Source organism: Polynucleobacter parvulilacunae, assembly GCF_018881715.1.
Classification (GTDB): domain Bacteria; phylum Pseudomonadota; class Gammaproteobacteria; order Burkholderiales; family Burkholderiaceae; genus Polynucleobacter; species Polynucleobacter parvulilacunae.
In genome coordinates, this window is sequence record NZ_JACVPW010000001.1 from 718,295 (window position 1) to 743,922 (window position 25,628).

Annotated in this window: 23 protein-coding genes; 17 read left to right on the forward strand and 6 right to left on the reverse strand. The window is 46.9% G+C overall.

Going from position 1 to position 25,628, the window contains the following annotated elements:
• From ICN18_RS03785 to mtgA, 4 genes are read left to right on the forward strand one after another with little or no spacing between them, the layout of a single operon-like run.
• Entirely contained in the window at positions 1-2,046 is a 2,046-nt protein-coding gene (locus tag ICN18_RS03785; RefSeq protein ID WP_216189148.1) for a ribonuclease catalytic domain-containing protein, read from the forward strand.
• A gap of 40 nt (positions 2,047-2,086) precedes the next feature.
• Complete coding sequence (locus ICN18_RS03790) at positions 2,087-2,917, forward strand: energy transducer TonB family protein (RefSeq protein WP_255532058.1); 831 nt, start codon at positions 2,087-2,089, stop codon at positions 2,915-2,917.
• A 56-nt stretch (positions 2,918-2,973) separates the two neighbouring features.
• Positions 2,974-3,879, forward strand: a complete 906-nt coding sequence (gene aroE / locus ICN18_RS03795; protein ID WP_216189150.1) for a shikimate dehydrogenase — start codon at positions 2,974-2,976, stop codon at positions 3,877-3,879.
• A gap of 9 nt (positions 3,880-3,888) precedes the next feature.
• On the forward strand, positions 3,889-4,641 hold the full coding sequence (gene mtgA / locus ICN18_RS03800) for a monofunctional biosynthetic peptidoglycan transglycosylase (RefSeq protein ID WP_216189151.1): 753 nt from the start codon (positions 3,889-3,891) through the stop codon (positions 4,639-4,641).
• 23 nt (positions 4,642-4,664) lie between these two features.
• Here the strand turns inward: mtgA and pyrF are convergent, their stop codons facing one another.
• Positions 4,665-5,510, reverse strand: coding sequence for an orotidine-5'-phosphate decarboxylase (gene pyrF, locus ICN18_RS03805; RefSeq protein ID WP_216189152.1), 846 nt, complete (start codon positions 5,508-5,510; stop codon positions 4,665-4,667).
• Positions 5,511-5,583: 73 nt separating this feature from the next.
• Between pyrF and corA the strand changes: the two genes are divergently transcribed.
• A complete protein-coding gene (corA, locus tag ICN18_RS03810; RefSeq protein ID WP_216189153.1) occupies positions 5,584-6,549 on the forward strand; it encodes a magnesium/cobalt transporter CorA in 966 nt (321 codons plus the stop codon).
• A 26-nt stretch (positions 6,550-6,575) separates the two neighbouring features.
• On the opposite strand, the gene ICN18_RS03815 is transcribed toward corA, so the two are convergent.
• Genes ICN18_RS03815 through thiL form a run of 3 tightly spaced genes read right to left on the reverse strand, consistent with a single transcriptional unit; the run spans position 6,576 to position 8,637 of the window.
• Positions 6,576-7,055: a CinA family protein gene (locus ICN18_RS03815; protein WP_216189154.1), complete on the reverse strand. Its 480-nt coding sequence runs from the start codon at positions 7,053-7,055 to the stop codon at positions 6,576-6,578.
• Complete coding sequence (locus ICN18_RS03820; protein WP_216189155.1) at positions 7,055-7,615, reverse strand: phosphatidylglycerophosphatase A family protein; 561 nt, start codon at positions 7,613-7,615, stop codon at positions 7,055-7,057. The genes ICN18_RS03815 and ICN18_RS03820 overlap by 1 nt, the downstream gene beginning before the upstream one ends.
• Positions 7,612-8,637 (reverse strand): thiamine-phosphate kinase, encoded by a 1,026-nt coding sequence (gene thiL / locus ICN18_RS03825; protein ID WP_216189156.1) that lies wholly within the window; start codon positions 8,635-8,637, stop codon positions 7,612-7,614. The genes ICN18_RS03820 and thiL overlap by 4 nt, the downstream gene beginning before the upstream one ends.
• Before the next feature lie 106 nt (positions 8,638-8,743).
• Here thiL and ICN18_RS03830 point away from each other — a divergent pair, with 106 nt between their 5' ends.
• Both ICN18_RS03830 and ICN18_RS03835 read left to right on the forward strand, forming a co-directional pair.
• Positions 8,744-11,065 carry an NADP-dependent malic enzyme gene (locus tag ICN18_RS03830; RefSeq protein WP_216189157.1) on the forward strand — a complete coding sequence of 774 codons (2,322 nt, stop codon included), beginning with the start codon at positions 8,744-8,746 and terminating at the stop codon, positions 11,063-11,065.
• A 128-nt stretch (positions 11,066-11,193) separates the two neighbouring features.
• Positions 11,194-11,814, forward strand: a complete 621-nt coding sequence (locus ICN18_RS03835; RefSeq protein WP_215321414.1) for a barstar family protein — start codon at positions 11,194-11,196, stop codon at positions 11,812-11,814.
• 44 nt (positions 11,815-11,858) lie between these two features.
• Here the strand turns inward: ICN18_RS03835 and ICN18_RS03840 are convergent, their stop codons facing one another.
• The gene (locus ICN18_RS03840) at positions 11,859-12,620 is read right to left on the reverse strand and encodes a 16S rRNA (uracil(1498)-N(3))-methyltransferase (protein ID WP_216189158.1); all 762 of its coding nucleotides are present in this window, start codon (positions 12,618-12,620) and stop codon (positions 11,859-11,861) included.
• 43 nt (positions 12,621-12,663) lie between these two features.
• Between ICN18_RS03840 and tkt the strand changes: the two genes are divergently transcribed.
• Positions 12,664-14,655, forward strand: a complete 1,992-nt coding sequence (tkt, locus tag ICN18_RS03845; RefSeq protein WP_223146535.1) for a transketolase — start codon at positions 12,664-12,666, stop codon at positions 14,653-14,655.
• 55 nt (positions 14,656-14,710) lie between these two features.
• Positions 14,711-15,739: a type I glyceraldehyde-3-phosphate dehydrogenase gene (gap, locus tag ICN18_RS03850; RefSeq protein WP_216189159.1), complete on the forward strand. Its 1,029-nt coding sequence runs from the start codon at positions 14,711-14,713 to the stop codon at positions 15,737-15,739.
• Positions 15,740-15,883: 144 nt separating this feature from the next.
• On the opposite strand, the gene fur is transcribed toward gap, so the two are convergent.
• A complete protein-coding gene (gene fur, locus ICN18_RS03855) occupies positions 15,884-16,336 on the reverse strand; it encodes a ferric iron uptake transcriptional regulator (protein ID WP_216189462.1) in 453 nt (150 codons plus the stop codon).
• A gap of 49 nt (positions 16,337-16,385) precedes the next feature.
• Between fur and ICN18_RS03860 the strand changes: the two genes are divergently transcribed.
• The 8 genes from ICN18_RS03860 (at position 16,386) to ICN18_RS03895 (ending at position 25,570) form a co-directional block, all read left to right on the forward strand.
• Complete coding sequence (locus ICN18_RS03860; RefSeq protein ID WP_216189160.1) at positions 16,386-17,102, forward strand: outer membrane protein assembly factor BamE; 717 nt, start codon at positions 16,386-16,388, stop codon at positions 17,100-17,102.
• A gap of 71 nt (positions 17,103-17,173) precedes the next feature.
• On the forward strand, positions 17,174-17,974 hold the full coding sequence (gene dapB, locus ICN18_RS03865) for a 4-hydroxy-tetrahydrodipicolinate reductase (protein WP_216189463.1): 801 nt from the start codon (positions 17,174-17,176) through the stop codon (positions 17,972-17,974).
• A 38-nt stretch (positions 17,975-18,012) separates the two neighbouring features.
• Positions 18,013-20,685 (forward strand): leucine--tRNA ligase, encoded by a 2,673-nt coding sequence (gene leuS, locus ICN18_RS03870; protein ID WP_216189161.1) that lies wholly within the window; start codon positions 18,013-18,015, stop codon positions 20,683-20,685.
• Between the two features lie 21 nt (positions 20,686-20,706).
• Positions 20,707-21,234 carry an LPS-assembly lipoprotein LptE gene (locus ICN18_RS03875; protein WP_216189162.1) on the forward strand — a complete coding sequence of 176 codons (528 nt, stop codon included), beginning with the start codon at positions 20,707-20,709 and terminating at the stop codon, positions 21,232-21,234.
• Between the two features lie 15 nt (positions 21,235-21,249).
• A complete protein-coding gene (holA, locus tag ICN18_RS03880; RefSeq protein ID WP_216189163.1) occupies positions 21,250-22,311 on the forward strand; it encodes a DNA polymerase III subunit delta in 1,062 nt (353 codons plus the stop codon).
• A gap of 32 nt (positions 22,312-22,343) precedes the next feature.
• Positions 22,344-23,621 (forward strand): glutamate-5-semialdehyde dehydrogenase, encoded by a 1,278-nt coding sequence (locus tag ICN18_RS03885; RefSeq protein WP_216189164.1) that lies wholly within the window; start codon positions 22,344-22,346, stop codon positions 23,619-23,621.
• Between the two features lie 29 nt (positions 23,622-23,650).
• Positions 23,651-24,076, forward strand: coding sequence for a CopD family protein (locus tag ICN18_RS03890; RefSeq protein ID WP_216189165.1), 426 nt, complete (start codon positions 23,651-23,653; stop codon positions 24,074-24,076).
• 51 nt (positions 24,077-24,127) lie between these two features.
• Positions 24,128-25,570, forward strand: a complete 1,443-nt coding sequence (locus ICN18_RS03895) for a THUMP domain-containing class I SAM-dependent RNA methyltransferase (protein ID WP_216189166.1) — start codon at positions 24,128-24,130, stop codon at positions 25,568-25,570.
• The last annotated feature ends 58 nt before the right edge of the window (positions 25,571-25,628 follow it).

Consider the following 25,628-nt stretch of genomic DNA (forward strand, 5'->3'; position numbering starts at 1 on the left):
ATGAATCTTTTATATGAAGAAGGTGGCGATATTAAGATCGCTACGGTCCAGTCTGCATCGGGCGTAGATGATGCAGAGTCTTGGCAGGCAACTAGCCTGTCTGGAAAGAAGATCAAGCTCAAAGCCAAGGAAGTATGGCTGCGCTTTGAAATGCCAGAAGCTCAAGCAGCAATGGACGAAGCTCACACACTAACTGCCGATATCGATTTGCAGTTTCTTTGGGATTGCGCGCCAGAGGAAGAATTTAGCTTGATTGATGTGGCACAAGAGTACTTTGGATCGCAGGCAAGTATTCCGCAACAAGTTGCGCTAGCCATTGCCTTGCAAGGCGCACCGGTATTTTTCCGGCGCAAAGGGCGTGGCCGTTTTCAGAAGGCTCCTTTGGAGCAATTGCAGGCAGGCCTGGCCGCTCTAGAGCGCAAACAAAAAGAACAAGAGCAACAATCGGTTTGGCAGCAAGAGTTGGTTGCTGGAACCTTCCCTGAAACGCTCAAGTCTTCAGCTAAGCAATTACTTTTCTCTCCCGATAAAAATACTTCTGCATACAAAGCTTTGCTTGCCGCATGCACCGAGACTGGAGAGTCTCCTGCCCAGCTCATGATTCGTTGTGGCGCGATTGATTCACCTTTGGCGTATCACCAGGGAATGTTTCTCAAGGCACATTTTCCGAATGGCGCAGATCACAATCCGGCTATTGGGGTTGATCAAGCAGCTTATTCATCTGCTATTGCCGAGCTTCCAGTCGCCCAGGTTCAGGCATTCTCCATAGATGATTCGGGTACTACTGAGATTGATGACGCCTTATCCGTTACTGCCATTGAGGGTGGGCATCGGGTGGGTATTCATATTGCTGCTCCAGGTTTGGCGATCGCCAAAGATGATCCTTTGGATCAAGTAGCGCGTAATCGAATGTCCACGGTGTATTTTCCGGGCGACAAAATTACGATGTTGCCGGATTCGGTGATTGAGCAATTCTCTTTGGATGCGGGAATGCCTAGACCGGCCCTATCGATTTATGTTGATATAGGTGGAGATGGCGTAGCGAATCGAGAGACCTTGCAGATGCGCGCAGAGATGGTGCCGATGGCAGCCAACTTACGTTTAGAGGATCTTGAGCATCTCGTGAGTGAAGAAAGTTTGCTGGATGAGGGGGCTAACTACCCCTATCGCAAGGAGCTGGCTATTTTGTGGCAGGCTGCCAAACTACTTCATGCCGGCCGGCAAGAAAAGCGCATAGCAAATGGTTTGCGTGCTGAGCAGTTAGGTCTCATTGACCCAAATGCGCTAGCAAGAGACTTCCATTTTCAGATTCAAGATGTGGATGGAGTCAAACGCGTAGAAATCATCCCACGTCAACGCGGCTCCATCTTGGATACGATCGTTGCGGAGTGGATGATTTTTTGCAACAGCGCTTCTGGACAACTGCTTGCAGACCATGGTCTGCCAGGCTTGTTCAGAACCCAAAAGGGCTGGGGCCCATTGCGAACGCGCATGCAAACGACCCCTGGGCCTCATGAAGGTTTGGGACTGGACTACTACGCTTGGTGTACCTCGCCTTTACGTCGGTATTCCGATTTGGTAAATCAATGGCAACTCATTGCGCTTGCAAAGCACGGTGTAACCGCCAAGATGGTTGCGCCTTTTCCGCCGCGTGATGCAACCCTAATGGGTATCGCAGCCGATTTTGAATCTTGCTACCAAGCGTATGGCGAATTCCAAGATCGATTGGAAAAGTATTGGTGCTTGCGTTGGGTTGCTCAAGACGGCGAATCAAAGACTGTGCACGTTCGCCATCTAAAAGAGGGAATGTCTCGGGTCGAGTTAGTTCCTTTGCATTTACCTATTCCTGAGCTGGCAACGCATCCGCGCATGACTCGTGCAGAAGTGGTGATTGCAGATATAGATTTACTGCAACTCAGCGCAGGTGTTCGGGTGTTGGAGATTGAAGCAAAAGTGGAGTCATCTGAAAAAATGCCGACTGAGCTGGCTTCAGATCCAAAGCCAGAACCGTCAGAAGCCCCTGAAGCAGATGCTAGCCCAGATTAAGTCCCTGGAATTTCCCTATCCTGAAAGGCTCGCTAAGGTCATGCGTTGTTTGCGCAGTGCCTGGAGTCGCTATCCTTTCCGTTTTGCCTTATGCGTTTCGATATTGATTCATATTCTTTTTTTATCGTTTCGTTGGGGTGCAGGTGAGATTCAGAATCGCAGACTCAACACGCCATTGAGCGTTGTTTTGGTCAATGCCAGCAACAAAATTCCTCCTCAGAAAGCAAGCAAGTTGGCGCAAGCTGATTTGCAGGGCGGTGGTAAAACAGAAAATCAAGAAGCCACTGCAATGCACCGCGCAAGATTGGGTGCAGAAGCTCGACTAGAGGTTTTAGAAAAGCAGCAAAAGCAAATGCTGGCAAAGCTGGACGAACAACGTGTTCGATCTGGCGGTCGTAAGAGTGGTGATGAGCAAAAAATTACCCCACAATTAAATTCTTTAGAGGCCGAGTTAGCCAAACGACTGCAGGCTGACGGTAAAGAGCCCAGACGCAAAGTAATGACGGGCGCCAATACTAAAGCAGTAAGCTTTGCGCATTATTACGATGCGATGCGTCAAAAGATTGAAGCTTATGGGAGCGCGTTTTTCCCAAGAGCGAATGGGCGTCCTTTGTATGGCAGCTTGGTGATCGTTGTTAGCGTAGACAAGCAAGGCAGGATCACGACTAATGCTCAGGGCAAAGATGGGCTCTCTATTGGTCGCAGCTCCGGCAACCCTGAGTTAGATAGACAGGCGATAGCAATCGTGAGGGCGGCAGCCCCATTCGGACCTTTCCCATCAGAAATGCGCAATCAAATCGATGTATTGGATTGGATTTCTACTTTTGAGTTCACGCGTGATGGCGTAGATCGTCTAGAACTACGTCATTAAAGTAATTATTAAGGCAATTTAACTAAGTTTATAAATTCGCTTATTCTGTATCTATTATGAGTCCCGCTAATTCCTCCAACCTGCATACTGACCCCAGTCTTTTTCCTGGTGTGGCTGTCTATGCTGTTGCGGGTAACCCAATCTCCCACAGTAAATCACCAGCAATTCACCAGCGTTTTGCTGAGCAATCCAATCAACGGATGCACTACGGCCGCCTCCAGCCTGAGCTAGATTCATTTGCTCAGACAGCCAAAGATTTTTTTGCTGCTGGTGGTAAGGGTATGAATGTCACGGTGCCGTTCAAGCTTGATGCACAAAGTTTGGCTGATGTATTGACGCCTCGTGCGCAGTTGGCGGGCGCCGTTAATACTCTATGGAAAACAGAAGGCAAAATTTTTGGTGATAACACTGATGGTGCTGGTCTAGTGCGTGATTTGCTTGCGCAAGGCATTGTGCTGCATAGTGCTCGCATTTTGTTGCTCGGTGCCGGTGGGGCCGCACGTGGTGTGATGGGTCCCTTGCTTGAGCAGGCTCCTAAATCCCTCATCATTGCCAATCGTTCCAGCACAAAGGCAGATGAGTTGGTAAAGCTATTCGCAGATTTGGCTGCCTCCAAAGAAGTAGCGCTGGAATCTCGGGCATTGGCCGACTTAGAAGACAGCGCAAAAACCCAATATCCATTTGACTTGGTCATCAATGCCACTGCTGCAGGGTTAATTGATGAGTCTCCGCTGACACCAAAGGCTGTGGTCAATATTTTCGTGCCCAGCTCTTTCGCTTATGACATGGTCTACGGCAAAACTACCGCCTTTATGCAGCAGGCTTTGCAACGGGGTGCACGTGTCAGCGATGGCCTTGGAATGTTGGTTGAGCAAGCGGCTGATGCATTCTTGCTATGGCGTGGTGCACAACTAGCATCTGCTATTGATCCACGCGCAGTCTTGGCAGAATTACGTAGCTAATTTGCTCTAATGCGCTGGCTTCTTTACCCAGTGAAATGTTTGCTAGCAGGCATTGTGGCGATGCAAATCTATTTTGCTTTGCAGATCATTCTGTGGATTAGCTTAGACCCCAGCAGTACTGCGTTTCAGAGGGCGGAACGTTGGCGTCTATGTAGCTGGCATTGGACTTGTTCAGTGCAATCCTATTGGGTACCTTATGACAAGATCTCCAATAATCTCAAGCGTGCTGTTTTAGTCAGCGAAGACGATATCTTCTTTCAGCACAAAGGTGTGCGGGTTGAAGATATGCAAAAAGCTTGGCAGAAAAATCAACAGCAGCATCAGCAAAACCAACAAAAAGCCCAAGCAGGCAATAAGTCTAAAGTAGCTTTGCGAGGTGGATCCACCATCACTCAGCAGTTAGCGAAGAATTTATTTTTATCCTCAGAGCAAAACTATTTACGCAAAGGGCAGGAGCTCATCATTACTGGGCTTTTGGAGCTAACGCTTTCTAAGCAAAGGTTATACGAGATTTATCTCAATTCTGTAGAGTGGGGCGAAGGTATTTTTGGAATTGGTGCAGCCTCGCAGCACTATTACGCTAAAAGCCCGGCAGGACTGGATCGAGATCAGGCTGCAGCACTTGCTTCGGCACTACCGGCACCAAAATGTTTTGATAAGCAGCAGTACTGTCGTCGAGGAAGTATTAACTATTCCGCTCGCCAAGAATTTATCTTGGAAGGTATGGATCGAGTGGCCTTAGCGCCTTACCCGAAGAAGTAAGGGTCTCTTACTTACCTGCTGAATTACTTGCTAGCAGCAGTCCGCAGTGCATCGCGAGTAGTTGTAGCAACTTCTCGGGCGGCTTGTGCAAAATCAGCACCAGAGCTGGCATAGAGAATGGCTCTGGATGAATTAATGATCATCCCTGTACCCGGTTTGCCAGCAATTTTTCCCGCGCTGACGGTGGCATCAATATCACCACCTTGTGCTCCGATACCAGGGATCAATAAAGGCATTTCACCAACAATAGCGCGTACCTTAGCGATTTCTTCTGGGAAGGTCGCGCCAACTACGAGGCTAATCTGTCCGGAACTATTCCACTGCTGTGCTGCCAGTTTGGCTACGTGAAGATAAAGAGGCTCACCATTAGGGGCGACATTTAGAAACTGCAAATCAGATCCACCTGGGTTGGAGGTACGGCACAAGACAATGACCCCTTTGCCCGCATGCTTGAGGTAGGGTTCGATGGTGTCAAAGCCCATATAAGGGTTGACGGTCACTGCATCTGCGCCATAGCGATCAAAGGCCTCAAGGGCGTAATGGTCAGCTGTACTGCCAATATCTCCGCGTTTGGAGTCTAGGATTACTGGGATGTGGGGGTATTTGTCTTTGAGGTGCTTAATCAGTTTTTCTAGCTGAGCTTCTGCTCTTTGGGAAGCAAAGTAGGCAAACTGGGGTTTGAAGGCGCAGACCAAATCCGCGGTCGCATCAGCGATTTCACGGCAGAACTCATAGATGCCCTCAGGCTTCCCTTGTAGGCTAGGAGGTAAGCGCTTGGGGTCTGGGTCAAAACCAACGCACAGCATGCTGCCTTGGGAAGCCCATGCAGACTGGAGTTGCTGGTTAAAGGTATTTGAGCGAGAGTTCATTGGATTTGGCTTATTTTAGTGAAACTGTCATGTTCTATAGGATAAACTAGCGCACATTCCTTAGGAGTTCACCATGATCAACTTGTTCGTCCTGCAAAATGGCCGCCTCTCTCAAGAGCAAGTCGAAGATCGTAATGAATTGTTGCAATATGCCAATCCTATCTGGATTGACGTGGTTGATCCAGAAGAAGAGGAATTAATCTGGATTAAAGAGGCCTTTGGCGTACTCTTACCTGAGTTAGATGACTTGGGTGACTTAGAAGCATCTGCACGTTATTTTGAGGCAGATGATGGCCACCTCCATATCCGTACTGATTTCTTATTGGACGAAGAAGAAACCTCTCGCAACGTTCGAGTAGCGTTTGTTCTGACCAAGCAAGTGTTGTTCTCAATTCATGATGAAGATTTGCCAGTATTCCGCTTGGTACGCTTGCGTGCGCGTTTGCGTCCTGGATCAGTGAGCAATGCAAAAGACGTATTGCTCGATTTGTATTCAACTGATGCTGAATACTCTGCTGATGCTTTGGAAGAGGTTTATGAAAACCTAGAACAAGCCGGTAAGCGCGTTTTGCAAGATGACATTAATGATGCCGATGCAGAGCAAGTTCTCGAGACGATTGCTAAAGAGGAAGATACCAACGGACGTATTCGTCGCAATGTGATGGATACCCGCAGAGCCCTGTCTTTCCTAATGCGCAGCAAGTTACTCTCGGATGAGCAGCAAGAAGAAGCGCGTCAAATTTTGCGTGACATTGACTCTTTAGAAAACCATACCGCTTTCTTATTCGACAAGATTAACTTCTTGATGGACGCGACCGTCGGTTTCATTAACTTGAACCAATCCAAGATCATCAAGATCTTCTCGGTGGTATCTGTTGCCTTAATGCCACCAACTTTATTGGCTAGCGTTTGGGGTATGAACTACAAGCATATGCCTGAGTTAGATGCGACTTGGGGTTATCCAATGGCGATTGTTGCCATGGTCATCTCTGCGATCATCCCACTTTGGTACTTCCACAGCAAAGGTTGGATGAAGTAAGCGGTATTAGTAAAACTATTTTTTGCTTAACTTCTAAGTAGGGCGATTAACTCAGTAAGCGCAAATTCAGTTGCTTGTTGCCTAATCATTTGGCGGTCGCCGTCAAAATGCATCGTTTTAATCAAGGTTTGATTTTCAGTGGCCCAGCCAAAACAAACTGTTCCCACTGGTTTTTCTGCTGAACCGCCTGATGGTCCCGCTACGCCAGTGATGGCAATGGCCACATTGCTTCCAGAATTGATTCGAGCGCCTTCAGCCATGGCCTTGGCCACTTGCTCGCTGACAGCCCCATAGACCTCAATCAGCTCAGCTGGTACGCCGAGACACTCAGTCTTGGCCTCATTACTATAGGTGATGTAGCCACGCTCAAACCATTCACTGGAGCCCGCTAGTTCGGTAAGTGTGGCGCAGACAAGTCCGCCAGTACAAGATTCGGCTAATGACACTGTCCAATTTCTGGAAGCCAAAATCTGAGCGAGAGTTTTAGTGAGATCAGTTGCCTTCATTATTTAATTAAGAACTGTAATAAGGCCATTACGAGAAGTGTGCAAAACGCAGCAGCAAGATCGTCGACCATAATGCCAAATCCGCGCCAGATGATTTGCGGATAAGTCGATCTCTGAGTATTGTCACCCGCAGTATTTTTGAAGTGACGATCAATCATGCCAATAGGACCTGGTTTGGCCGCATCAAAAAATCGGAACAGAGCAAAAGCAATCACCTGCATCCAAATGTTGGCCGGCATGATGAAGATCAGTACCAACCAAAAAGCAACGATCTCATCCCAAACAATTCCACCGAAATCTTTTTTACCAAGCTCTTCGCTGACGTATCCGCAGATCCAGCAACCTAGCAAAATCCCGCCACCAATCATCCAGAGGAAGTCTTCGGTACTTAAAAAATATTCACCCACTAGGAACGCAGCCCAGGCCCAGAGGGTGCCTGCTGTGCCAGGCGCCATTGGGCTTAAGCCGCTGCCAAAGCCAAATGCAAGGGTGCGACTAGCTGTTTGAAAAACCCATTTGAAGTTAGGCTGCACTTCTGCGGAATGCGAAATATTGGTCATGGTGCAAAGTGATCAAATGATTTTAAAAAAGGTGCTGACTCGATATCGCTGAGTTTTTTTCCGGAGGCATCTAGTAAATGAACCTTTACCTCAATGCCCTCTATTGGAAGTATTTCACCAATTAAGGTTATGGGTAAATTCAGGGCCTTACCGATTGCTTGAATTTTTTCGCGTTGACTTGGATGCGCAGTAAAGCAAAGTTCGTAATCATCTCCACCACAAGCGGAAAATAGATTCTGAATAGAGAGATCTTGTTTTTGCAGTGTGCTTGATTTGGGTAGTTTGTCTAACCCAATTTGCGCATCGACTTGTGACTGCTTCAAGATATGCCTTAAGTCGCCTAGCAAGCCATCCGATACATCCAGAGCTGCACTGGCAACACCTCGTAATTGCATACCCAGTTCAACCCTGGGGCTTGGCTGATGCATGCGGTGTTCGATCCGCTGCAAATCTTCTTTAGGTAGATTAATTTCATGACGCAGTGCAGCAAGAGCGAGTCTTGCATCCCCTATGTTTCCGGATACCCAAACATCATCGCCTGCTTTTGCCCCAGATCTACGAATAGCTTTACCGCTTGGTGTGCTGCCGAATGCGGTAATGGATATGGTTAGTGGGCCGGCAGTAGTGTCCCCACCAATAAGAGGGCATGAATATTCTTTGGCCGTAGCAAATAGACCTTTAGAGAAAGACTTTAGCCATGTCTCATCTGCTTTTGGCAGGGCGATTGCCAGCGTGAATCCCAGAGGTCTTGCACCCATGGCGGCTAGGTCTGAAAGGTTGACTGCTAGGGCTTTGCGGGCCAATAGCTCGGGGTCGGCGTCTGCAAAAAAGTGCCTGCCTTCAACCAGCATATCGCTAGTAATTGCGATTTCTTCATTTGCGGGTGTCTTAATCAAAGCGCAGTCATCACCAATACCCAGGGCGATTGCTGAATCTGCGCTTGTGCGCAAAGAATCCGCACCCGTTTTAAAAAAACGTTCGATCAGGTCAAATTCCCCTGGAGGTCTGGAATGAGAAGACATGCCCCATTTTATGGCTGTTGTGTGTCCGGTGTCCGAGAGGAATAGAATTGAGCTCTTAATAAGTCTTATTTAAATAAAAATAAGACAGAACTTAGTGAGTTAGTGGATGAGCAAAGAAAATAGTAAAGAGCAACAAATTGCAGCCTTAAGAGAGGCAGCCCTTCAGTACCACGAGTTTCCGACTCCGGGCAAAATCGAAATTGCCCCGACTAAGCAATTAACCAATCAACGAGATTTAGCGCTCGCATACACGCCTGGTGTTGCAGCTCCCTGCGAAGAGATCGTTAAAGATCCCGCTAATGCTTTTAAGTACACCGCACGTGGAAACTTAGTTGGCGTGATTACCAACGGTACTGCTGTTCTAGGCTTAGGAAATATCGGTCCACTAGCAAGTAAGCCAGTGATGGAAGGTAAAGCAGTTCTCTTTAAGAAGTTTGCTGGCATTGACGTGTTTGATATCGAAGTCAATGAAAACGATCCTGATAAGTTGGTAGAAATTATCGCAGCATTAGAGCCAACATTTGGTGGCATCAATTTAGAAGACATTAAAGCGCCTGATTGTTTCGTGGTTGAGCGCAAGTTGCAAGCGCGCATGAAGATTCCAGTCTTTCATGATGACCAGCACGGTACAGCGATTGTGGTTGCAGCGGCTATCCTCAATGGTTTGAAGGTAGTTGGCAAAAAAGTCGAAGAAGTAAAGCTAGTTACTTCTGGAGCGGGTGCGGCGGCTTTGGCTTGCTTAGATCTATTAGTTGACCTTGGTATTCAGCGTAAAAATATTTGGGTTACTGACTTAGCGGGCGTTGCTTACAAAGGTCGTAAGGAATTGATGGATCCTGAGAAGGAGCCATTTTGCCAAGAAACAGATTTGCGCACGTTGGATCAAGCAATTGAAGGTGCCGATATTTTCTTAGGCCTATCTGCTGGCGGTGTGTTGAAGCAAGATATGGTGAAGAAGATGGCTCCTAAGCCATTGGTATATGCCTTAGCAAATCCAACCCCAGAAATTTTGCCTGAAGAGGTAAAAGCAGTTCGTCCGGATGCGGTGATGGCAACGGGCCGCACCGATTATCCAAACCAAGTAAATAACGTATTGTGTTTCCCATTTATCTTCCGCGGTGCTTTGGATGTGGGTGCAACTACGATTACTCGTGGCATGGAAGTCGCAGCCGTGAAGGCTGTAGCTGAGCTGGCTCAAGCCGAGCAGAGCGAAGTGGTTGCTTCTGTTTATGGTATCGAGAACCTCTCCTTTGGCCCAGAATATTTAATTCCAAAACCATTTGACCCGCGTTTAATTACTGTGATTGCCCCAGCGGTTGCTAAAGCAGCGATGGATGATGGCGTAGCTTCACGTCCAATCAAAGATTTCGACGCGTATCGCAATCAGCTGCAACAATTTGTGTACCATTCCGGCACTTTGATGAAGCCACTCTTTAGCATTGCTAAGCGTGTGCCGGCAAATCAAAAGCGCATTGTGTTTGCTGAAGGTGAAGACGAGCGTGTATTGCGCGCAGTACAAATCATCATTGATGAGCACCTTGCTACTCCAATCCTCATCGGTCGCCCAGCGGTGATCGAGCATCGTATCGAGAAATTCGGTCTGCGCATGAAGGCTGGTGATGACTTTGAGATTGTGAACCCAGAGAACGACTCACGCTTCCGTGATTTCTGGCAAACCTACCTTGCCCTTACTGAGCGCAAGGGCGTCACACAATCGTTTGCTAAGTTAGAAGTGCGTCGCCGCAATAGTTTGATTGGTAGCCTTTTGATTCAAAAAGGTATGGCTGACGGCATGATCTCTGGCACGGTGGGTAACATAGCCACGCACTTGAAGTATGTTGATGAAGTGATTGGGCATGAGCCAGGTGCAAATGTGTATGGCGCAATGTCTGGTTTGATTTTGCCGGGTCGCCAAGTATTCCTGGTGGATACGCACATTAATATTGATCCAACCGCTTGTGAATTAGCTGAGCTCACTTTGATGGCTGCCAGTGAAATGAGAAAGTTGGGACTTGCTCCTAAAGTTGCATTACTTTCCCATTCCAACTTTGGTTCTAGCAATGCACCTTCTGCAGTCAAAATGCGTGAAGTCTTAGCATTGCTTCAAAAAGCAGATCCAACTTTAGAGGTTGATGGAGAAATGCATGGCGATAGCGCCTTGGATGAATCGATTCGTGCAACTACTGTGACTTCGTCCCCATTAAAAGGCGATGCTAATTTGTTAGTTTTGCCAAATATCGATGCAGCAAACATTTCCTACAATTTGCTAAAAACAGCAGCTGGCAATGGCATTGCGATCGGCCCATTGTTGTTGGGTGTTGCTAAGCCGATTCACATTCTGACCCCGGCTGCTACTGTGCGCCGTATCGTGAATGTGACAACTTTGGCGGTTGTAGAGGCTGCAAGTAACGCTAGAGGAATTAGTTAAGTCCTTATAATTTATGTAAGTTAGCAATAACTCACATAAATTATTTCTATATAAATCAGTGTGTTACATAAAATGCACTGTATTTGGGCTTGATTTGATGGCGTGTTACGGGTAACCTAGCACCCATCATGAATAATCGCTCTGAAAACAGCAATACAGCCAGCTTCGATGAACATAGCCGCGCTGAAAGTTGGGATAGCAATGATCGACTTGAAACTGAGTCATCCGCTGCCAACATTTATGCTGAAGGTGGTTTATCTCGTTTACAAACCTATGCAGCAAATCAAGTTTCGGGGAAAAAAGTGACAGCTTCTTGGCGTGCCGCTTTGGCCGTTCGCGATGCCGGACCGCCGGCAATGTTGCGCAGTGTGCGCCCTAATATCGTGCAATCTATTCGTGCTTTCCGCACTCCTGACTTACAGGAAGCGGCAACTGAATTAGGTCAACACTTCATTTATGCCAATTGCGCCAATGCAATGACTAAGGGTGAGGTTTTGGAGTCCATTGCGATTGCTTACTCATTTACTAAGCAGCAGGCAAAAAACTACGATCCTTTGTTGGATGCCTTGACCACAACGGTTGATAAGTCTGGTCCACAGCCTGGATTTGTTGTGGTGTTGGAAGGTTTGCCATGTACTCAGAAGTTTGACAAAGAAGCTCGCGAAACTCTCTTGGATGTTTTCCGCGATGCTGTTGATTTCTGGGCTGAGCGCCGCACTCCATATCGTGTCTTCTATTCTTTTGCTTAATTGCTGAAGTCTTAAAAGCACATTTAAAGCCCAACAAATCGCCTCTATTTGAGGCGATTTTGCATTTCAGGGTTCCACACGCTATGAACGGCTGTAATGGCCACCACACCAGCTGTTTCAGTTCTCAGCACCCGTTCACCTAGTGAAACCAATTGATAGCCTGCAGCCTCTGCCTGAGCCTCCTCTTCGGGGGAGTGACCACCTTCGGGTCCGATCATCAAGACGATATTTTGAGGATCGTTTTCTAAAAGTACTGAATACATACTTTTTGTAGCATCAGGACTGAGTAGCAACTTAAGAGTAGGTTTTGGGCTTGCCTTTAAATACTCTTCAAATGTTTGAATGGGCTCAAGACTCGCTAAGACTGTACGATCACATTGTTCGCAAGCTGCTTGAATAATCCCCTCCCAGTGAGTAAGCCGTTTTTGGGCGCGCTCAGCGTCGCTTGAGCGAGTGAGTTTGAGGATAGAGCGCTCGCACTGCATCGGAGCAATATTTTGGGCGCCAGTCTCGACGGCCTTTTCGACAATCCAGTCCATTTTGTCGCCCCCAGCCAGTCCTTGAGCCAAAGTAATGGCATATGGGGTCTCGCGGTGGGTATCGGTGCGGATGTCCGTCAACTGAACTTGACCTGCTTTTCCGCTCAAAGAAAGGAGTTCCCCTTTGGCGATTTGGCCTTTTCCGTCGAATACGGGGAAGAATTCCCCGGCTTGGACGCGTCTTACACGCAAGTGGTGGGCAACCTCAGGGGTGAGGGCGGTTGGCTTTTGGGATTCCCATGGCCCGGGAAGATAAAATTGAGGCATTACTGAAATATAGCCAATTAATTTTCCAGAGACCACTTTTACGATGTCAAACCTTCAAATTCGTATGGCCAATGCCATTCGCGCTTTATCCATGGATGCGGTACAGCAGGCAAATTCAGGACACCCTGGCATGCCAATGGGTATGGCAGATATTGCTGTTGGTCTTTGGAATGAACATTTAAAACATAACCCAACAGATCCACATTGGATTGATCGCGATCGTTTTGTTTTATCCAATGGTCATGGCTCAATGTTGTTGTATTCCTTGTTACATCTTTCTGGTTATGACTTGCCAATTGAGGAGTTGAAAAATTTCCGTCAGTTGCATAGCAAAACTCCAGGACATCCCGAGTATGGAATTACTCCAGGCGTTGAAACAACTACCGGTCCATTAGGGCAAGGAATTTCTAACGCTGTTGGTATGGCGCTTGCAGAAAAATTATTGGCAGAAGAATTTAATCGTCCTGGTCACAACATTGTTGATCACTACACCTATGTATTTTTAGGTGACGGTTGTTTGATGGAGGGTATTAGCCATGAAGTCTGTTCTTTGGCTGGCACACTCAAACTGAATAAGTTAATTGCATTGTGGGATGACAACGGCATCTCGATTGATGGCAAAGTAGTTTCATGGTTTAACGAAGACACACCGAAGCGCTTTGAGGCTTATGGCTGGAATGTTATTCGTGCTGTGGATGGCCACGATGCTGAGGCTGTATCTGCCGCGATTGCTAAGGCTAAAAAGAGCGATAAGCCAACCCTAATTTGCTGTAAGACCGCCATTGGTCAAGGCTCGCCAAATATGGCGGGTAGCGACAAGGTACACGGTTCACCATTGGGCGCTGCTGAAATTGCAGCTACTCGCGTAGCTTTGAACTGGCCTTATGCTCCGTTTGAAATTCCGAAAGATATTTATGCGGCATGGGATTTTAAAAAGCGTGGTCAAGCAGCTGAGCATGAGTGGAATAAAGAATTTCAGAAATATAAAAATAAATTTCCAGAGCTCGCATCTGAATTGCAACGTCGCATGGAAGGTGAGTTGTCAAAAGATTTTTCATCCACTCTAAATGCGTATTTAAAGACTTGCCAATCAAAAGCAGAAACCATTGCGACTCGTAAAGCAAGTCAGAATGCGATCGAGGCTTTGGCCCCTGCTTTGCCAGAATTTATGGGCGGCTCTGCTGACTTAACTGGATCTAACTTAACCAATTGGTCTTCATGCAAGCCTGTACGCGCTGATCAGTGGGGCAACCACATTAACTACGGTGTGCGCGAATTTGGTATGAGCGCCATCATGAATGGTATTGCCTTGCATGGTGGCTATATTCCATTTGGTGGCACATTCTTAACATTCTCTGATTACAGCCGTAACGCATTGCGTATGGCTGCTTTGATGAAGTTACGCAGTATTTTTGTATTCACCCATGACTCTATTGGCTTGGGTGAAGATGGTCCAACGCACCAGTCTGTAGAGCATGTAGCCAGTTTGCGCCTGATCCCGAATTTGATGGTGTGGCGTCCTTGTGACACCACCGAGAGCGCAGTAGCGTGGGGCTCAGCCATTGAGCGTAAAAATGGCCCTAGCGCCCTGATCTTTAGTCGTCAGAACTGCCCATTCGTATCTCGTACGACAGCACAAATTAAAGATATCGCACGCGGCGGTTATGTTTTACGCGATCCGTCTGGAAAGATTGATGCAGTCATTATTGCCACTGGCTCAGAGATCGCTCTTGCATTACAAACTGCAGAACGCTTACAGGGTGAAGGTTTGGGAGTTCGAGTAGTTTCGATTCCTTCAACTACCGTCTTCGATCAACAAGATGCTGCTTATAAAGCAAGCATATTGCCTGCCAAGATTCCGCGTATTGCTGTGGAAGCTGGCGTGAGCGATTTCTGGTGGAAGTATGGTTGTGCGGCTGTGCATGGAGTGGATACCTTCGGTGAATCAGCGCCAGCTCCAGTCTTATATGAATATTTTGGTTTAACAGTCGATCAAATTGCAAAGACAGTTAAACAATGCATCGACAATAAATAAAGCAAAGCGCGAAATAAAGCAAAGTACAAAATTCAATATTAGTAAGGGGAAATAAATGACAATTCGTGTCGCAATTAATGGTTATGGACGTATCGGCCGCATGGTATTGCGTGCCTTGTATGAAGATCAGGTAAATGGCAAGCCACGTCGTGATATCAAAATCGTTGCAATTAATGCGATGGGCGATATTGCTATTAATGCCCATCTAACTCAATACGATTCAGCGCATGGCCGCTTCCCAGCTGAGGTTTCAGTGGATGGCGATTGCATGGTTGTGAATGGTGATCGCATCAAAATGTTCTGCACGCGTAATCCTGCAGAGACTCCATGGGGTGAATTAGGTGTTGATTTGGTTTTAGAGTGCACAGGCAAGTTCACCTCTAAAGAAAAGGCGATGATTCATATTCAACAGGGCGCGAAGAAAGTATTGATTTCTGCTCCTGGTGAAAAAGATGTGGATGCAACGATTGTGTATGGCGTAAATCAAAATGTATTGAAGCCAAGCGATGTTGTGGTTTCGAATGCAAGCTGCACAACGAACTGTTTGGCTCCATTGGTTAAGCCACTTCTAGAGAAGATTGGCATCGAGTCAGGTTTGATGACAACAATTCATGCTTTCACAAATGACCAAGTATTAACTGACGTTTATCACAAGGATATGCGTCGTGCGCGTTCTGCTGTAACCAGCATGATTCCAACAAAGACTGGTGCCGCTAAAGCAGTTGGTTTAGTGCTCCCCGCTTTGGCAGGTCGCTTCGACGGCTTTGCAATGCGTGTGCCTGTGATTAACGTTTCTGTCGTCGACCTAACTTTTGCTGCAAGTCGTGCTACCAGTGTTGAAGAGGTGAACTCAATTCTCAAGACCGCTAGTGAGGGCGAGCTCAAAGGTATTTTGGGCTTTAATACTTTGCCATTGGTGTCTATCGACTTCAATCACGATCCACGTCCAAGTATTTACGATGCTTCCCAGACTCGCGTATCTGCAGATGGCAAGTTGGTTAAGGTATTGGCTTGGTATGACAATGAGTGGGGTTATTCAGTGCAAATGCTCAATGCCGCAGAAGCTCTGATGGCTGTAAAGTAAGAAAAATTGTTAAGAGTATTTAAAAGTATTTAAAAGTTGTTAAAAAACGCTTAAATCGTACTTTTAGGCTTAATGTTATAAAAAAGACCTCAATTTGAGGTCTTTTTTGCTTTCGGGATTACTAAAACCCCTTATTTTGCCGCTTTATTTTGGCTGTTTATTGCGGCAATTCTTCTTTTGACAGTTGCCATACATCGCTAAAGAGTGCTCCTGGAGCTTAAAACCCAGGCTTTTGGCAATATCACGCTGCCTTTTTTCAATGTCCTCATCTACAAATTCCTCAACATGCCCACAATCAATACATACAAGGTGGTCGTGATGCTGCCCTTCATTCAGTTCGTAGATAGCCCTACTGTCACCCTTGCTGGATTCAAAGTGACTGCGCAGAAGTAGCCCTGCCCGCTCAAACTGGGTAAGGACTCGATAAACCGTTGCTAAACCGATCTCTTTGTCTTCTTTGGCCAGAGCCATAAAGACATCTTCGGCGCTAAAGTGCGTGCCGCCATTTTGATGAAAGAAATCGAGGATTTTCATCCTAGGCCCGGTAGCTTTTAGGCCAATATCTCGTAAATCTTCAGGGGTAGGGTTTTGGGTCATATTTATGGCATTGGGAGCTAAAATCAATGTCTTAATGATACGGCCAGCCATGCAAAATTGCCTTGAACTTTTTACTCGCTTTTTGAACCCGGTTTTGAAGGGTGTTTACTCTCCTGTTCGATTGGGAATTGTAGTTCTGACCCTATTTGGATTATTGGGAGCGGTTGGTTGCACTTCTGCGGTTGATGAAACTCAACGCGCATGGATGAATAAGATTTTTAGACCCTATGTTCCAGATGTTGTGCAGGGTAACTTCATCTCTAGCGAGCAATATTCCAAATTACAGCTAGGTATGACGCGTGAACAGGTGCGCCAAATTTTGGGTACTCCATTATTAGCAAGCTACTTCCACGCAAATCGCTGGGATTACATCTTTGAATTTAAACGTGCCGGTCAGCCGATTGGTAAAGACCGTCATGTAACAGTATTTTTTGATGGCGATAAGGTTGTTAAGTTTGAAGGTGATGCTTTGCCAACGGAAATAGAGATGGTTGCAGAGATTGATAACTATTCAAAGACTAAGCGCACATTCTGGGACGTCATTACGGGCTCAAATAAACCACCAGTGACGCCGCCATTACAGCAGCCTGAAGTTTTGATTCCAAGTAAGACGGACAATTTAGCGGCGGGTGCTGTCGTACCGGCCGCTCCCAATAGCAGTTCATTCTGGGACTTTTTTAGTTTTTCAAATAAGCAGGCAGATGCTCAACCCGAGCCCTTGGGTCCAGGCAGTCTGAATGTTCCACCGGCTGGTGAAGCAAAGTAACAAACTACTTTTGTGTTGCTACTAAAGTAGTTTATTCGGCAGCCTTTAAATAAGAAGCGAAGAAATAAATGATGAAGATTGCAATCGCAGGTGCTACAGGTCGCATGGGTAAGATGCTGATCGAAGCTGTGCTCAATATGGCTGATGCCCAATTGGTTGGGGCGCTGGAACATGCTGCTTGCCCACAGTTGGGTGAAGATGCTGGTGCGTTCTTGGGTAAAAAAACTGGCGTACTGATTTCTACTGATGTTGCTCAAGTATTGGCAAATGCAGAATTCTTAATCGACTTTACTAGACCTGAAGGCACGATGGCTCACTTAGCTGTTGCCGAAAAGACTGCTACCAAAATGATTATTGGTACTACTGGTCTCACTATTGAGCAGATTGCTAACTTGAAAAAGGCCTCTGCAAAAATAGCAATCGTTTTTGCGCCCAACATGAGTGTTGGTGTAAATGCGACCTTTAAGCTATTAGAAATCGCAGCCAAGATGCTCAATCAAGGTTATGACATTGAAATTATTGAAGCCCATCATAAGCACAAAGTAGATGCTCCATCAGGTACCGCACTCAAGATGGGTGAAGTCATAGCAGATGCACTTGGCGAGAAGTTAGATGATGTTGCAGTTTATGCACGTGAAGGCCATACCGGCGAGCGTAAAGAGGGCTCGATCGGCTTTGCCACCATTCGTGGTGGCGACATTGTTGGTGATCACACCGTTCTATTTGCTGGCGATGGCGAACGTATTGAAATCAGTCATAAATCTTCAAGCCGCCAGTCTTATGCTCAAGGATCGCTGCGTGCTGCACGCTTCTTACAAAATCAAAGCAATGGTTTGTTTGATATGCAAGACGTTCTTGGTCTGCGCAAATAATCAGTTAATTAAAAATAGAAGAAAAGAGTTGTCGCAGAATGAGTAAGGATTACGACCACCGCAGTATTGAAGCGGCAGCGCAGGCTGATTGGGAAGCCGCGCAAGTCTACCGAGTCGCAGAAAATGCAGTCGATACGCAGGGTAAGCAAAAGCCTAAGTACTATGCTTGCTCAATGTTGCCTTACCCATCTGGAAAGTTGCATATGGGGCATGTACGCAACTACACCATTAACGATGTGATGGCACGTCAGTTGCGCATGCAGGGTTATAACGTCCTGATGCCAATGGGCTGGGATGCATTTGGTATGCCAGCAGAAAATGCGGCGATTCAGAATAAAGTGCCTCCTGCAAAATGGACCTACGACAACATTGCTTATATGAAAAAGCAAATGGCTGCGATGGGTTTAGCGATCGACTGGTCACGAGAGGTGGCTACCTGCAGTCCCGATTACTATCGTTGGAACCAATGGCTCTTTTTGAAGATGCTGGAAAAGGGTATTGCTTATCGCAAGACTCAAGTGGTGAACTGGGACCCAATCGACCAAACGGTTTTAGCAAATGAACAAGTAATCGATGGCCGTGGCTGGCGCTCTGGTGCTTTGGTTGAGAAGCGCGAGATTCCCGGTTACTACTTCAATATCACTGCCTATGCTGAGCAATTATTGTCTGGTTTGGATGGTCTTGGTTGGCCTGAGCGCGTGAAGACAATGCAGCAAAACTGGATTGGAAAAAGTCGCGGCGTACGTTTTGCTTTCAAGCATGAGATTGCTGATGACCATGGCAACTTTATTCAAGACGGTCTGCTGTATGTGTTCACTACCCGTGCAGACACCATCATGGGCGTTACCTTCTGCGCAGTAGCGGCTGAGCATCCTTTGGCTGAAAAAGCGGCGGCCAATAATCCAGCGCTCGCTGCATTCATTGAGAAATGCAAAACTGGCAGTGTGATTGAAGCCGATTTAGCGACCCAAGAAAAAGAGGGTATGTTTACTGGCTTATATGTCACGCATCCCCTGACGCATGAGCCTATTCCAGTCTGGGTGGGTAACTACGTATTGATGTCGTATGGTGATGGCGCGGTGATGGGTGTACCTGCCCATGATGAGCGTGACTTTGCTTTTGCTCTTAAATATGATTTGCCGATCAAGCAAGTGATTGCGCTTAAAGGCGAGTCGCCGATGTTTAATACCACTCGCTGGGATGATTGGTATGCCCAAAAAGACGATGTCGTTTGTTTTAATAGTGCTCAGTTTGACGGCCTATCGCATGAAGAGGCTGTGAGCGCTGTTGCGAAAGAATTAGAAAAGCTTGGTATTGGCGAAATTAAGACCACTTATCGCTTACGCGATTGGGGTATTTCTCGTCAGCGCTATTGGGGTACACCGATTCCGATTATTCATTGTGGCGATGAGAGTAATCCAGGTTGTGGAGCAGTACCAGTACCTGAGGCAGATTTACCTGTAGTGTTGCCAGAAGATTGTGTGCCGGATGGTAGCGGCAATCCGCTCAATAAACGCGCTGACTTTTTGAATGTGAAGTGTCCAAAGTGCTGCAAGCCCGCACGTCGTGAGACTGACACGATGGATACCTTTGTGGATTCATCGTGGTATTTCATGCGCTATACCGGCCCCAATGCAAAGACAATGGTGGACGAGCGTAATGAATATTGGATGCCAATGGACCAGTACATCGGCGGCATTGAGCATGCGATCTTGCATTTACTCTATGCGCGTTTTTGGACTAAGGTCATGCGTGATCTCAATCTCATTACGTTTGATGAGCCATTCCAGAATTTACTGACCCAAGGCATGGTTCTCAATGAGACCTATTATTCAGAAGACGCTTCGGGTAAGAAGACTTGGCTGAACCCTCTTGATGTGGAATTAGATCTCGACGAAAAAGGTCGACCTCAAGGTGCCAAGCTCATTGGTGATGCTTCAAATACTCCAGTAGTCATCGGTGGTGTTGAGAAGATGTCCAAGAGCAAGAACAATGGCGTTGATCCACAGGCATTGATTGATCAATATGGTGCTGATACTGCGCGACTATTCGTGATGTTTGCTGCCCCTCCTGAACAGCAGTTGGAGTGGTCTGGCGCTGGTGTAGATGGCGCCTCTCGTTTCCTGCGTAGGGTGTGGATGTATTCCAGTAGTCACGCTAGTGTCTTGCGTGATGCATCTGATGGCTTGCCCACTAGCTTTAGCGATGCGGAAAAAGAATTGCGTCGCGAAGTCCATACGATTCTGAAGCAAGCTAATTTTGACTATCAACGTCGCCAGTACAACACGGTTGTTTCTGCGGCAATGAAGATGCTTAATACGCTTGAACCAATTAAGTTGGAGCAGAATGCCGCCATTAGTGCGCCGGTTTTGCGTGAATGCTTGAGTATCTTGTTACGTGTTCTTTACCCAGTAGTTCCACACATGACCCATGTTTTGTGGAAAGACCTCGGCTATGCCAACTCATTTGGTCCTTTGCTGGATGCGCCGTGGCCTGCTGTAGATGAGGCTGCTTTGGTTCAAACAGAGCTGACCTTGATGTTGCAGATTAACGGTAAATTGCGTGGCGATATTAAGGTTCCTGCTGATGCCAGTAAAGAGCAGGTTGAAGCATTGGCTTTACAAAGTGAGCCCGCACAAAAGGCTTTGAATGGCAATTCGCCGAAGAAGGTGATTGTGGTGCCTGGTCGTTTAGTAAATATTGTTGCCTAACTAATTAGAGAAACCAAAGCGATGAGCGTAAATCAACTTCGACGTGCAATGCTGGGCTTGATTGCTACTGCTCCAGCAATGGGCTTGATTGCATGCGGCTATCGTTTACGCGGTATGGTGGATTTACCATTCAAAGTGATTGCCATTACAGGTAACCCATCCCCACCATTACGAGCTGATCTGCAGACTGCAATCTTGACTGGTACCGATGCAAAAGTTGCCATCAACCCTAAAGATGCAGATCTCATCTTAGAAATTACTAACGATATCAATGGCCGTGAGATTTTGGCTTATAACTCTAACGGTCAAGTGTCGGCGTATCGACTCAATATTCGTGTTGGCTTTAGAGCATATGACTTGGCTGGGGCAGAAATTGTTCCTGAGGCTGAGATCTATATGACCCGGGATATGGACTTTACGGTGTCTACTGTTTTGGCTACCGATGTTCAGATTCAGCAATTCTTAACTTTGATACGTAAAGATCTAGCGATTCAGATCTTGCGTCGTGTGGCTGCTGCTGCTAGAGCGCCACAATCAAAAGCTTTTTAGAGATAGGCTGAAGGCATGGTTAAAGTGGATGCCTTGCAAGTGCACCTCAAGTCCTTGAGCTCTGGTGGTGCAATGTTGCCGCTATATGTATTTAGTGGCGATGAGCCTTTGCTGATGATGGAGGCAATGGATCAGTTGCGCTCCGCTGCCAAGAAACAAAACTTCACTGAACGCGAAGTTTTATTGCAAGAGCGTGGATTTGATTGGAGTGCTTTATTGAATGCTGGCCAAACTATGTCTTTGTTTGGCGATAAGCGTTGGGTAGAGTTACGTATTCCGACTGGTAAGCCAGGGCGTGATGGAGCTGATGCTTTAAAACAATTCGCTGCACAGATAGCATCTCAAACAAATGGATCAGATGGTCCAGATACAGTGGTCTGTATTGTCTTGCCCCGTTTAGACGGCAAAACCAAAACTTCCGCCTGGTTTAGCGCCTTGGATGAAGCTGGCATGGCAATTCAGATTGACTCCTTGGATCGTAGTCACTTGCCGCAATGGATTGCTGGGCGATTAAAGCGTCAAGACCAAGAGGTAGAGGCGGGCCCTGAGGGTCAGCGCGCACTGGAATTTATTGCCGACCAAGTGGAGGGCAATTTAATTGCTGCTCACCAAGAAATACTGAAATTAGGATTGCTGTATCCCACTGGAAAGTTAACCGAAGAGCAAATTCGCTCCTCTATTCTGAAAGTGGCGCGTTACAACGTCTTTGAATTAACTGAGGCAATGCTTGCTGGCGATCTGGCGAGATTAAATCGAATGCTAGACGGCTTAAAAGGTGAGGGTGAGCCACTGGTATTGATTCTGTGGAGCGTAACCGAAGAGCTTCGGATACTATCTAAATTAAAGGCGGCTAGTGATGCGGGTGAGTCTGTTCAGAATCTCATGCGCGCTAACCGCATTTGGGGAAATAAAGAGCGTTTGTATCCTGCGGCATTGAGAAGGGTTCAGCCTCTTAAGCTACGAAGAGCAATGCAGGTTGCAGCGGGATTGGATCGCCAGGTTAAGGGTTTGCATGCGGCAGAATTGCCGGCAGATCCTTGGGATGGTTTGCGTTTGGTCGGAAATTTACTGCGTTAAGACGTGCGAAACAAGATATAAGAGATTAAGAGATGAGTTCAGCCATTCAAGAAATGATGCAAGACATTGGGAAGCGAGCACGTGCCGCATCGCGTGCGATGGCGCGCGCAACTAGCGAGCAAAAGAATCAGGCTTTATTACATATTGCAAAGGCGGTTCGTGAAAAGTCGGCTGAGATTCAGAAGGTTAATCAAGTAGATGTAGAGCGTGCAAAGGCTAATGGTCAGGATGCCGCTTTTGTTGATCGCTTAACAATGACTCCCAAAACGATTGAAACGATGGCTTTGGGTTTAGAGCAGATTGTTTCTCTAGATGATCCTATTGGAAAAATCACTCCACTACAAAAACAAGCCTCGGGAATTGAATTAGGTCAGATGCGTGTGCCATTGGGTGTGATTGGCATTATTTACGAGTCTCGTCCTAACGTGACGATTGATGCTGCGGCTTTGTGTCTAAAGTCAGGCAATGCGGTGATTTTGCGTGGCGGTTCTGAAGCGATTGATTCCAATACTGTATTGGCGCAGATTATTCAGAGCGGCTTGGCTGCTGCAGGCTTACCTACAGATGCTGTTCAAGTGGTGACCACTACGGATCGCAGTGCCGTGGGTGAGATGATCACCATGACTCAATATATTGATGTGATCGTGCCACGCGGCGGCAAGAGTTTGATAGCGCGTCTGATGGCTGAGGCGCGCGTGCCTATGATTAAGCATTTAGACGGTATTTGTCATACCTATATTGATGCGGATGCTGATGTAGCCATGGCAGTCAAGGTCTGTGATAACGCCAAGACTCAGCGCTATGCGCCTTGTAATGCGATGGAGACCCTGCTTGTCAATCAAGAGATTGCCAATAAAGTGCTTCCAACCCTTTGCAAGATTTATCAAGACAAGGGCGTGGAACTTCGAGTTGATGGCTTGACTCGTAAAACGCTTGAAGCTAATGGCTTTCAAAATTTGGTAGATGCTCAAGAGGAAGATTGGCAAACTGAGTATTTGGCGCCAATTTTGTCGATCAAGACAGTTGCCAATATTGATGAGGCTATGAACCATATTGAGCAATATGGCAGTAAGCATACTGATGCCATTATTACCAATAACAAGGCAAAGGCTGACCGCTTCTTGCGCGAAGTGGATAGTGCTAGTGTGATGGTCAATGCCAGCACACGCTTTGCGGATGGTTTTGAGTATGGTCTCGGTGCCGAGATCGGTATTTCAAATGATAAGTTGCATGCCCGCGGCCCAGTTGGCCTCGATGGCTTGACCTCATTGAAGTATGTAGTTATGGGTCATGGCGAGATCCGTACCTAAATTAAATAGACTAATAGAGCAAATTGCATATGAGCAACCCCTACCTTTGGGTAAAAACTTTTCACATCGTATTTATTACTTCATGGTTCGCTGGTTTGTTTTACTTACCCAGAATTTTTGTGAACTTGGCTGAAGAGAAAAATACTGAAGCGTATGCTCGTCTGTTAGGAATGGCCGACCGCCTCTTTCGATTCATGACAATCTTGGCTGTGCCGGCGGTATTGCTAGGCCTCACTTTATGGCTTTACTTCGGTATTGGTGCTGGTGATGTTTGGATGCATGCCAAATTGTTCTTTGTGATCTTAGTGATTGGCTACCACCACGCCTGTTTGAGTCTACTCAAGAAATTCCGTGCTGGCGCGAACAAGCGTTCCGGCGTTTGGTTTCGCTGGTTCAATGAAGTTCCCGTTATTTTGCTGGTGATAATTGTTGCTCTGGTTTTATTTAAACCGTAAGCCAACTGACAAGCGCCTTATTTTTAATACCTTTTAAAGACTGTTAGCCCCATGAGATTTTTTGTTGTTTGCCCAGGCGGTTTAGAAGTACCGCTTGCCCAGGAGCTAGTGGAGATTGCTGGGCGCCCAGAATGTAAGGCGCTAGGTGCATGGGTCATCGATCCTACTCCTACTAGTCCTACTGGCGGCGTTGGTCTTGCTGCACCGATATCTGCTGCCATGGCGCTGAATTTGCACTCCCGTATTGCGAGTCGAGTTTTATTGCAAATGGCACAAGCCCCCTATAGGCAGGAAGAAGATCTTTATAAGTTGGCTAGTGGTTTGGCGTGGGAAGAGTGGTTTACGTCAAAACAAACTTTACGAGTGGATGTCACGGCGCACCGCTCACCACTGAAGAGTTTAAATTTTGCAACGCTCAAAATTAAAGATGCTATTGTCGATCGCCTTCGGGATGTTACTGGGGACCGTCCTAGTATTGATACCGCCTTCCCGGATGTTCGAGTACAGGCCCATTTAACAGCAACCCAAGTCACGATTTATCTAGATACTTCGGGCGAGGCATTGTTTAAGCGTGGCTGGCGCGATGAAAAAGGGGATGCGCCTCTAAAAGAAAATCTCGCTGCGGGCATTCTTTCAATCACCGCTTGGAAACCTGGTCAGACCTTGTTTGATCCGATGTGCGGTAGCGGCACCTTTTTGATTGAAGCTGCACAGATGGCGTTAGCAATTCCGCCTGGAGCAATTCGTGCTGGGATGTATGGTGACGCTGCTAAGCCTAGTCGCCTGGCCTATCGCCCTTTAATAACATCTGCACATGGATTTGGCTTTCAGAGACTGAAGCCTTTTAATGATGCTGCTGAGCAAAAGCGCTGGGTAGATTTGAAGGAAGCCGCCCTTGCTTTGATGTTGGAAAAGCGTAAGCAGTACCCAAGCGTTGAATCATTAAAAATTACCGGTGGCGATATCAATGAGAAATTGGTATCGATGTTCAAAGGGAATTGGCAAAGAGCCCAATTACCTGACCAGCCTGTAGTTCGTCAGGTTGATGCGTTGGCAGCCAAAGCTCCGAGTAACTTGAGTGAAGGCGTGATGCTGTTAAATCCTCCTTATGGTGAGCGTCTGGTTATTAAGGGTGGTCGTGGACAGGATCGCGCATCGACTCAAGATGCTCGGTATGAAGATGCAGAAGAGCCTGACAATCGTTTCGAGTTGAACCTAGAAACCGGTCGTCAAAGTGCAAAACGCTCTAGCCGTGAATCATTGAAAAAGCTACAGGCCCAGGAAGAACAAGACCCCAAGTTTGTGGAGTTTTTGCGTCAGTTTGGGCAGCACCTGAAGGATGATTTCGGTGGCTGGAACATCTTTGTTCTTACGGCAGACATGGCTCTTCCAGGCCAGCTGCGCATCAAAGAATCTAAGCGCACACCTTTATTCAATGGGCCTCTGGAGTGTCGTTTATTCAAGTTTGAGATGCATGCTAAGCGACCAGCTTAAGTGGCTAGAAAACCCTAAAATAAGATAGCAACCTAGAACAACGATAGATATATCAAAG